This window comes from Nocardioides sp. NPDC057772, assembly GCF_042798075.1.
Taxonomy (GTDB): Bacteria; Actinomycetota; Actinomycetes; order Propionibacteriales; family Nocardioidaceae; genus Nocardioides.
This window is the reverse complement of record NZ_JBHVKN010000190.1, coordinates 1-9,976: the sequence shown is the minus strand read 5'-3', so window position 1 is coordinate 9,976 and position 9,976 is coordinate 1. Positions and strand designations below refer to the sequence as shown.

The following is a 9,976-nucleotide window of genomic DNA, read 5'->3' as shown; positions in this document are numbered from 1 at the left end:
CCGCGATGCCCGCGCAGAAGGCCGAAGCCCGGGCGCAGGAAGACGGCCTGGACACCTACGCGGCCGCCAACCTGGTCACCTACCTGCACGAGCAGGCCGAGGCCACCAACATCCTCCCCTCGGACACCAACATCGTCGTCGAGCGGTTCCGCGACGAGCTGGGCGACTGGCGGCTGGTCGTCCACTCCCCCTACGGCCGCCCGGTCCACGCGCCCTGGGCGCTCGCGATCAACGCCCGGATCCGCGAGCGCTACGGGGTCGACGGGCAGGCGATCGACAGCGACGACGGCATCGTGATCCGACTGCCCGACACCGATGCCGAGGCCCCGACCGGGGAGATCATCGTCTTCGAGCCCGACGAGATCGAGGACCTGGTCACCACCGAGGTCGGCGGGTCGGCGCTCTTCGCCAGCCGGTTCCGCGAGTGCGCGGCGCGAGCGCTGCTCCTCCCGCGCCGTGATCCTGGCCGCCGCTCGCCGTTGTGGCAGCAGCGCCAGCGCTCGGCCGCACTCCTCGAGGTCGCTTCGCAATACCCGAGCTTCCCGATCATCCTCGAGGCCGTCCGCGAGTGCCTCCGCGACGTCTACGACCTCCCCTCGCTCGTCGGTCTCCTCCAGCGCATCGAGCGCCGCGAGATCTCGATCGTCGACGTCGCCACGCCGACCCCCTCTCCCTACGCCCAGTCGCTCCTGTTCGGCTACGTCGCCCAGTTCCTCTACGAGGGTGACTCCCCCCTCGCCGAGCGCCGCGCCGCCGCGCTCACCCTCGACCAGGGTCTCCTCGCCGAGCTCCTGGGCCGAGCCGAGCTCCGCGAGCTCCTCGACCCCGAGGTCCTGGCCGAGGTCGAGTCCGAGCTCCAGCGGCTCGCTCCCGGCCGTCGCGCCCGAGGGGCCGAGGGCATCACCGACCTCGTCCGCACCATCGGTCCGCTGACCCTCGACGAGATCGTCGCTCGGACCACCCCCGCCGAGTGGTCGGCCACGTCGGCCGAGGCGTCAGCTTCGTCGGGCGACACGTCATCGACTGACATCTCGGCCGACGGCAGTGACGCCTCGGCCGTCCAGGCTGACGCTTCGGCCGACCGGGGTGACGTCTCGGCGATGCTGGAAGACCTGGCCACGGCTCGGCGGGTCGTCGAGGTGCGCGTCGCCGGGGAGGCTCGGTGGGCGGTGGTCGAGGATGTGGCCAGGCTCAGGGACGGGCTGGGGGTGGCGGTCCCCCCAGGCGTACCGTCCGCGTTCACCGAGCCCGTCGAGGATCCGGTCGGCGACCTGGTCTCGCGCTACGCGCGTTCGCACGGGCCGTTCACGGCCGCGGACGTGGCGGCGCGCCTGGGACTGGGCGAGGCGGTGGTCCGGCACGCGCTGGCGCGGCTCTCGGCACGCGGGCGGGTGCTCGACGGCGAGTTCCGGCCGGGCGGGAGCGGGCTGGAGTGGTGTGACGCCGACGTGCTCCGGATGCTGCGCCGGCGCTCCCTGGCCCGGCTGCGCAAGGAGGTCGAGCCCGTCGAGCCGGCCGCGCTGGGCAGGTTCCTCCCGGCGTGGCAGAAGACATCCGTACGCAAGGGCGCGCTGCGCGGGGTCGACGGAGTGCTGAGCGTCGTCGACCAGCTCGCCGGCTGCCCGGTCCCGGCGAGCGCGCTGGAGAGCCTGATCCTGCCGGCGCGGGTGGTCGACTACGAGCCGGCCTTCCTCGACGAGCTGACCGCGGGCGGCGAGGTGCTCTGGGCCGGCCACGGCACCCTGCCCGGCACCGACGGCTGGGTCTCGCTGCACCCGGCCGACACCGCCGAGCTGACTCTGCCGCCGCCGACCGAGATGCCACCGGGGCCGCTGGCCGAGCGGCTCCTCGAAGCCCTGGAGCCGGGCGGCGCCTGGTTCTTCCACCAGCTCGCCCGGACGGTGACGACCGATGACGAGAAGACACCCAGCGACGCCGATCTGAGCGCGGCGCTGTGGGAGCTGGTCTGGTCGGGACGGGTCAGCAACGACACGCTGCTGCCGCTGCGGGCGCTGACCCGCTCGGGCACGCCTTCGCATCGCTCCCGGCGACCGCCGCCCCGAGCTCGCGGCGGCCGCTACACCGGGGGCGCGCGGATGCCGACCCGGGCCAGCCTCCCCGAGACGGCGGGACGGTGGACGATCCTGCCCGAGCCCGACCCCGATCCGACCAAGCGCGCCCACGCGGCCGCCGAGCGGCTGCTGGACCGCCACGGCGTGGTCACTCGCGGTTCGGTGCAGTCCGAGCGCACGCCCGGAGGGTTCGCCGCCGTCTACAAGGTGCTGAGCGCCTTCGAGGAGTCCGGACGGGCGAGACGGGGCTACTTCGTCGAGGGCCTGGGTGCTGCCCAGTTCGGCACCGCTGGGTCGGTCGACCGGCTGCGTACGTTCTCCCGGGTCGACCCCTCCGACAAGCCGGTCGCCCTCGCGCTCGCCGCGACCGACCCCGCCAACCCCTACGGCGCTGCCCTCCCCTGGCCGGTCTCGGAGGAGGGCCACCGGCCCGGCCGCAAGGCAGGCGCGATCGTGGTGCTGGTCGACGGCGAGCTGGCGCTGTACGTCGAGCGCGGCGGCCGCACGCTGCTGACCTGGTCGGAGGACCCCAACCTGCTCGAGCCCGCCGCCGAGGCACTCGCCGACGCCGTCCGCCGGGGCGCGCTGGGGCGACTGACGGTCGAGAAGGCCGACGGCGCCCCGCTGCTCGGGTCCGGCGAGACCCCGCTGCGGCAGGCGCTGCAGTACGCCGGCTTCATCGCCACCCCGCGCGGCCTGCGCCTGACCTCGTCGAGCAGGTGAGGACGTGCCCGAAGGCGACGCCGTGCTCCGCACCGCCCGTGCCCTCGACCGGGGGCTGGCGGGACAGGTGCTGACGCGTACGGACTTTCGGGTGCCGCAGCTGGCCACGGCCGATCTCTCCGGCGGCACGGTCCTCGGCACGGTGACCCACGGGAAGCACCTGCTGACCCGGATCGACCACCGCACCGGCGAGTGGACGCTGCACACCCACCTGAAGATGGAGGGCTCCTGGCGGGTCCTCGAAGCGGGGCGGCGCTGGCCGAAACCCGGGTTCCAGGCCCGGGTGGTGCTCCGCAGCGAGCGGATCGAGGCGGTCGGGTTCCTGCTCGGTATCGTCGAGCTGGTCCCGCGCGAGCAGGAGGAGGGGCTGGTCGCCCACCTCGGCCCCGACATCCTCGCCGACGACTGGGACCCCGACACGGCTCTCGAACGCCTCCGCCGCCGGCCGGACCGCCCGCTCTTCGAGGCGCTGCGCGACCAGACCGACCTCGCCGGGATCGGCACCATCTACGCCGCAGAGGCGTGCTTCATCGCCGGGATCAGCCCGCTGCGTACGGTGGCGGACGCCGGCGACAGGCTGCCCCGGATCGTCCAGCGCGCCCGTGACCTGATGCAGGCCGACTGGTCACGGTCTCGCCAGATGTGGGTCTACGGCCGCCGGGCCTGCCGGCGCTGTGGCGGCACCGTCACCGTGGCCAGGGTCGGACCGCCCGGCAAGGAGCGCCCGGCCTACTACTGCGCGAGGTGCCAGGCTTAGCGTCCGCGCAGGAGCCGCATCCGGATCTGGGCGATCCGGACCCGGGTGTCACGCATGTGGCGGGCGACGTGAGCGCGTTCACCTGGAGCGACCGAGGTGAACTCGTCGCGAAGGATGTTCAGTGTCTCCTCCAGCCCGAAGAGCTCGGCCTCGAGCAGGTCGGGGGAATCCGAGTCTCCCTCGCCCCGCGGCGCCGGGAGCGTCAGATCTGGAAGCTCGTTCTCGACAGCCATGCGCATTGCACCATCTCCCCATGACATGCGCGGGCCCGTCGTGGGCCCACATCACCAAGGAGACGGCAGCGTCCCGGTTGAGACACTGGCGAGGAAATCTCCCCCAGATTGGGGAGAATCAGGCAGCGGCGGCGTCGGCAGCGGCGCGAACGGGCATCCGCAGAATGGTGGCCTCTTCGAGGGCGACCGCGTCGGAGACGTCGCGGAGCACGTCGGAGAGAGCCACGTCGAGGGCGCTGCAGAGCGAGGCGAGGAGTTCGGAGGAGGCTTCCTTCTGGCCGCGCTCGACCTCGGAGATGTAGCCGAGGCTGACACGCGCCTCTGCGGAGACCTCGCGCAGGGTCATCCCACGCTCGAGCCGCTGGGCACGAAGCACCTCGCCGAGAAGTCGACGGAAGAGCACCATTGCGGTCAGCCTCCTACAGGTCACAAGTCACCGACATCTGGGTGACGTCTGGCTCCAACGCTACCTGACCCTTCGATGTTCCCGCCGAAGTAGTCCGAGTAGTTCATCAACAGCGAACAAACACGTATCACGCTGGATCTCCGCACGCGAGCCCGACAGCCCAAGTTGCGTCGTTGTTTCACCGTGCGGACCGGAAACGCCCAGAAATACCGTCCCCACGGGCTTTCCTTCCTGCTCCTCGGGGCCTGCGACCCCGGTGGTCGCAAGCCCGTACGTCGATCCCGACCGCTCGCGGGCGCCCGCGGCCATCGCCGCCGCGCACTCCGCCGAGACCACCCCGACGGTCTCGATCACCGAGACGGGAACGCCCAGCAGGAGATGCTTCAGCTCGGTCGCGTACGTCACGAAACCCCCGCGATACGTCTTCGACGCACCCGGCGGGTCGGTGAGCATGGCGGCCAGGCGGCCGGCGGTCAGCGACTCGGCCGTCGCCAGGGTCGCGCCGGCCTCCCGGAGAGCGGCGTGGAGCTCCTCGACCTGTTCCATGGACCCGACAGTAGCGGCCTCAGCCCACCGACCGGCCCAAGACCTGCACCTCGGCCATGTTGAGCTCGGTCGGTGTCGACGAGAAGAGCCAGACGCGGACGTACCTGCCGTGGGCCAGCAGCTCGATGCTCGTCGGGCGTCCGGCCTGGTCGGCCTCGAAGTGGGAGGTCACCGCGGGGTCGGCCAGCGCCTCGGCCAGGGTCGCCGGGAACGGGGAGTCGGAGACGAGCACGTAGTAGCCGCGCACCCGCTCGGCACAGCAGTCGACCCGGTTGTAGATCCTGACCTTCTCGAGGTCGTAGGACTCCCCGAGGTCGACCTGCCACCACGGCTGTGCCTCACGTCCCGAGGTGGTGCTGAAGTCGTAGACGCTGCCGTTGACCGCCTTGGCCGCGCCGTAGGCCGAGGACCAGTCCGAGACCTGGGTGGCCGCCTTCCCCTCCGAGACGTTGCGCAGCGGCGGCAGGCCCAGCCAGTCGTCGTGCTCGGCGGCGACGTCCTCGAGGAACGCGTCCAGCACCCCGTCGCCAATCATGACCAGACCCTCGACCCGGTTCTTGCCGGGCTCGGATCGGACCTGCGACGCCTCCTCGGCCAGGTCTTCCATGCGCGACCGTGCCGCCGCAGCGGCATCCGCGTCGGCACGACGCACCGCGTCGAGCACGTCGAGCGCCGCGTCCATCGCGTCCGCCCACAGGTCGGTGGCCTGGAGGTGACGGTCGGCATCGGCGACGAAGCCCTCCTCGACACCGGCCCGGATGGTCTCGGGCGTGGACGCCATCAGCCGCGCCGTCGGCCGTAGGGCGCGGACCGCACGCTGCGGCTGGGTCTCCCACTGCCGCCAGAACGCGGCGGTGCGCTCCGCCAGCTGGGGCGACTGCGGCAGCCACAGGTCGGGCCCGAACGTCGGCGCGGCGTGATTGAGGTCGACGAACATCTCCACCGCCTCGGTCACCCGCGGGTCGCCGCCGGCCAGGTCACGAGCCGCCTGCTGCGCGGAGGTCGCCCGGTTCCAGCCGAGGTCGTTCCAGGCGAAGTCCATCATCGTGAAGACGACGAGCTTGCTGGCGTACGCCTGGTTCATCGGGTTGGAGACGATGCCGGCGAGATGCCCGGAGAGCCCCGCCTCGCGGTGAGCGTACGGGCCGAGCAGGAGCCGTCCGGCGGTCTGACCGAAGTCGTTGACCGGGTAGTTGTCCCAGACGAACACCTTGCGTCCGAAGAGCTCGCGGGCGGCCGAGGCCTGGTCGACGGAGATGCTCGGCGGCACCACGTCGGTGCCGGTCCACATCACCACGACCTCGGGCACGAGGTGCTCGCGCCAGGCCTGCTTGTAGGGCGTCTCGGTGAGGTCGCCGTACTGCGTCGGCACGGTCTGCAGCGGCCGCACCCCCTCGTGCGTCTCCACGAACGAGGTCTGCAGCCAGCTCAGCAGCTCGGCCTGGGCGCGGCCGACGGTGGCCTGGGTCGCCTGGCCGTACGCCGCGGTGTCGTCCGCGCAGCTGAACGAGAGCGCGATGTCGTCGAGCGGCAGCGAGAAGTCCCGCACCCCGATGTCGTACATCGCCTGGAACTTCTCCGCCAGCGCCGCCCGGTCGCTCGCGCCGGTGTAGCAGATGGTGTTGCCGGGCGAAAGAGCAAACGTGAACCGGACGTGGTTCGCGGTGGCGGTCTCGACCAGCTCGCGCAGCTCGGCGAGCTTGTCGGCCGGGTACGGTTCGCGCCATCGCTCACGGTGGTAGGGATCGTCCTTCGGCGCGTAGACGTAGGTGTTGGCCTTGATCCGGCCGTAGAACCGCAGCTGGTCGACTCGCTCGGCGTGGGTCCACGGCTTGCCGTAGAAGCCCTCGATGCTTCCGCGCAGGGGCATCCGCGGCGCGTCGCTCACCTCGGCGCCGGCGATCCGCCAGCCGTCGTCGGTGGCGACGAAGAGCTGCCGCAGCGTCTGCGCGGCGTAGAACTGGCCGGTGGTGTCGTGGCCGGCCAGCGTCACCGTGCCGACCCCGGTCGTCGACGCGTCTGCCAGCACCGCATAGCCCTCGGCGACCTCGGGAACCTCGACATCCCCGAGCCCGTCGCGTACGTCACCACGGTCCGCCGAGCCGAGCAGCACCGTCAGCGGCGCAGTGCCCGTGGCCTCTGCGACCAGGTCCAGACGCGTCACCCCGTGCTCGCGGAACAGCCGGCCGACCAGCTCCTGGGCGGGGGCGTCGGTATCGTCACCGACGACCAGCTCGATCCGCTCGGGGATCGGCAGGTCGGCACCGGCCCGGGTCATCGAGCGTGGCGTCGGTGAGACGGTCGGCAGCGGTTGGGCCCCCGCGCTCACCGGCCCCGAGCCGGCCCTGGCCGCACCCGGCGGCACGACGGCCGCGGTGGCGACCAGCGCCGCCGCGGCGGCGACGCAGGCGGTGATGACAACGGTCTTCCTGGAACGCTCACGCATGGCAATCTCCCTCGCGACAAGACTCGCTAGGGAGGTTAACCGATTTAGCAAGGCGCCCGAGCAAATTGTTCCGGGCACCGGTTCGGCGCAACAACCTCCGCCGAGTCGGCCCGTCAAGACGAGCCGACTCGGCGGGAGGTGGGGCTAGCCGGCGTTGCGGGTGAGCCCGACGATGACCGGGTCGTGGTCGGAGGAGCGGAACGGCGAGTCGGTGTGCAGGTCGAGGCCGGTGTAGTTGTAGCGGCTGTACTCCAGCAGCAGCGACTCCCCCGAGTTGATCGACCAGATGTCGGAGCCGGTGAAGCGGCGCTGGGCGTGCCGGTTGAGCAGCACGTGGTCGAGCGAGCCGGACAGACCCGAGAAGGAGTAGCTGTACTCGTCGTTGCCGCTGAGGGTCTCGGAGTCGGCGAAGCCCGCCCGGTAGAGGACCTGCATCGGATCCTCCTGGGTGTAGGAGTTGAAGTCACCGGCGAGCGCGACGTCGGTGACGCCCGTCTCGGACCGGATCGAGGAGACCCACGAGACCAGCGCGGTGGCCTGGCGGACCCGCGACTCGTTGGAGGCGCCCTGGCCGTCGCCGGTGTCGCCGTCGCCCGGCCACGGACCGGGCGAGCCCTTCGACTTGAAGTGGTTGACGACGAAGAGGAACGGGGCCCCGCCGTCGGCGGGCTTGAAGATCTGACCGACCGGCTCCCGGGCGTTGCCGAAGGCCTGGTCGTCGCCGCTCTGGTCACCCAGCGCGCGGGACTCGCCGATGCGGCGTACGGCCGAGCGCTTGTAGATGATCGCGTTGGTGATCACGTCGGCGCCGGAGGCGTCGGGCAGCTCGGCCGAGGACGGGTTGGCCGTCCAGACCTTGCGGCCGGCGGCCGCGTTGAGCGCGGCGACCAGCGAGTTGGTCGCCTCGTCGGGGGTCTCGCCGAGGCGGGCGGAGTTCTCGATCTCCATCAGACCGACGACGTCGGCGCCGAGCGCGTTGATCGCGGAGACGATCTTGGCCTGCTGGCGAGCGAAGTCGGCCGGGTCCCAGGCGCCGCGCTGGTTGCAGCCGCCGCTGACGTTGTTGCCGTCGCCGGCGCGGTCCTTGTAGGCGGTGCAGCCACCGTCGCCGACGTTGTCGTCGTCGGCGTCCCCGAGCGTGGTGAAGTAGTTGAGCACGTTGAAAGAGGCGATCTTCACGTCGGCGTGGCGGCCGATCTTGCGCTCGTCGGGGGGCGTCGCTGCGTACGGCACCGAAGTCGGCCGGCCACGACGCCGGGTCAGCGGTGGCGACCTGGGTGGGCTGGAGGCGGTAGGTGGGCGCCGAGGGCGAGCCGCCCTGGGACAGGATCACCGGGCCGCGGAAGTCGACGGAGGCGCCGACCACGACGGGCGAGGTGTTGGAGACGTAAGGGATGGTGCGGCTGGTGGGCGGGCGCAGCGTGGTCGAGGAGCCGTCGTCGAGCACGATCCCGCGAGCGGCGTTGTCGGCCTTCACCGCCGCGGCTTCGTCGGACCCGGGACGGGCCACCTCGGTCGGCTGGATCAGCGGACGGTCGCCGTGGGCGAGACCGAGCTCGCCGAAGTTCTCGACACCGTAGGTGTTGCTCACCGTGACATCACCCTGAGGAGCGAAGAGCATCCCCTCCAGCGACTCCTTCTGCGCGTCGGTCGCCGGCCACTGCGAGACGACCGGCTCGATGGTGCCGGTGCCGTCGGTGACGATGCCGGCAGCGGCGGGCACCGACACCTGAGTCAGACCGGCGTACTCGGTCACCTCACCGGTCACCGTCACAGCGTCACCCGGCTTGACGGTGACCGGGCCTGCCGAGCGGGGCTGGTAGACGAAGAGCGCGTCGGAGGCGTCGTGGGATCCGAGGTCGAGCGACCCGCCCGTGCCGGGGGTCTGCAGGTAGAACCCGAAGAACCCGCCCGAAGGGTAGGCCGCGGTGACGACCCCGCTGGTGGTGACGGTCCGGCCGGCCAGCGGACTGGTGGTGCCCGTGCCCTGGATGTCGGCGATCGCGACGGGATCGGTCGTCGTGGTGGCGCGCGCGGTCGGGATGGCGACCGCACCGATGCCGGCGACGGCGGCCGTCAGGCCGACCACCGAACCGAGCACCTGGCGTGCTGAGAACATGGATGACTCCCCGCGTGTGGAAGGTTGAGGGCGATGGCGGTCTGCCCGATTCAGCACCGACCGAAACGCGACAATAACGCCGCGTACGCCTTCTTCGCGGGGATCTTCGATGAACGTCCGGTAACGGAGTTACAACTACCCGAAATTGGAGATCTAGGAGGACCGGAGGGACGCGCGCTGCTTCCACACGCCCTGGAAGAACTGGAAGCCGGACCACATCGTCAGAGCCACCGCCACCGCGAGGCAGATCTGGAAGGCGTAGAAGAGCAGCTCCCACACCAGGGCGTCGCCGAAGGCGCCGCCGTGGGCCGAACCGTGCGGCAGCGGCAGCAGCAGGCCGCCGAGCGCGACCGCCTGGACGGTGGTCTTGATCTTGCCGAGCTGGTCGGCCGCGATCACGATCTTCTTCAGCACCGAGAGCCGCAGCAGCGTGACGCTCCACTCACGCAGCAGCACGATGACGGTGACCCACCACCAGATGTCGCCGACGATCGAGAGACCGATGAAGGCCATCCCGGTGACCGCCTTGTCGGCGATCGGGTCGGCGATCTTGCCGAAGTCGGTGATCAGGTTGTGCTTGCGGGCCAGGTCGCCGTCGATCTTGTCGGTGATCATCGCCAGCGCGAAGATCGCGAAGGCGACCCAGCGCAGCGTCGGGTTGTCGCCGCCGTCGG

The 9,976-nt window shown here is 71.3% G+C and carries 10 protein-coding genes; 4 read left to right on the top strand and 6 right to left on the bottom strand.

Annotated elements, in window-relative coordinates:
- Positions 1-2,795: DNA glycosylase AlkZ-like family protein (locus ACFVJS_RS22715; protein WP_378885260.1), on the top strand; the 2,795-nt coding region annotated here is incomplete at its 5' end.
- A gap of 4 nt (positions 2,796-2,799) precedes the next feature.
- Positions 2,800-3,552 (top strand): DNA-formamidopyrimidine glycosylase family protein, encoded by a 753-nt coding sequence (locus ACFVJS_RS22710; protein WP_378885258.1) that lies wholly within the window; start codon positions 2,800-2,802, stop codon positions 3,550-3,552.
- Here ACFVJS_RS22710 and ACFVJS_RS22705 read toward each other — a convergent pair.
- From ACFVJS_RS22705 to ACFVJS_RS22685, 5 genes are all read right to left on the bottom strand, one after another.
- Entirely contained in the window at positions 3,549-3,785 is a 237-nt protein-coding gene (locus tag ACFVJS_RS22705; RefSeq protein WP_378885257.1) for a hypothetical protein, read from the bottom strand. The genes ACFVJS_RS22710 and ACFVJS_RS22705 overlap by 4 nt on opposite strands.
- Before the next feature lie 118 nt (positions 3,786-3,903).
- Entirely contained in the window at positions 3,904-4,191 is a 288-nt protein-coding gene (locus tag ACFVJS_RS22700; RefSeq protein ID WP_040754988.1) for a helix-turn-helix domain-containing protein, read from the bottom strand.
- A 60-nt stretch (positions 4,192-4,251) separates the two neighbouring features.
- Positions 4,252-4,737 carry a CinA family protein gene (locus ACFVJS_RS22695; protein WP_378885254.1) on the bottom strand — a complete coding sequence of 162 codons (486 nt, stop codon included), beginning with the start codon at positions 4,735-4,737 and terminating at the stop codon, positions 4,252-4,254.
- 19 nt (positions 4,738-4,756) lie between these two features.
- Complete coding sequence (locus tag ACFVJS_RS22690; RefSeq protein ID WP_378885252.1) at positions 4,757-7,183, bottom strand: beta-N-acetylglucosaminidase domain-containing protein; 2,427 nt, start codon at positions 7,181-7,183, stop codon at positions 4,757-4,759.
- Between the two features lie 144 nt (positions 7,184-7,327).
- A complete protein-coding gene (locus ACFVJS_RS22685) occupies positions 7,328-8,416 on the bottom strand; it encodes an ExeM/NucH family extracellular endonuclease (protein ID WP_378885249.1) in 1,089 nt (362 codons plus the stop codon).
- Between the two features lie 173 nt (positions 8,417-8,589).
- On the opposite strand from ACFVJS_RS22685, the gene ACFVJS_RS22680 reads away from it, so the two are divergent.
- Complete coding sequence (locus ACFVJS_RS22680) at positions 8,590-8,763, top strand: hypothetical protein (RefSeq protein WP_378885247.1); 174 nt, start codon at positions 8,590-8,592, stop codon at positions 8,761-8,763.
- Between the two features lie 348 nt (positions 8,764-9,111).
- A complete protein-coding gene (locus tag ACFVJS_RS22675) occupies positions 9,112-9,330 on the top strand; it encodes a hypothetical protein (protein ID WP_378885246.1) in 219 nt (72 codons plus the stop codon).
- Positions 9,331-9,455: 125 nt separating this feature from the next.
- On the opposite strand, the gene pgsA is transcribed toward ACFVJS_RS22675, so the two are convergent.
- Positions 9,456-9,976: CDP-diacylglycerol--glycerol-3-phosphate 3-phosphatidyltransferase (gene pgsA / locus ACFVJS_RS22670; RefSeq protein WP_378885243.1), on the bottom strand; the 521-nt coding region annotated here is incomplete at its 5' end.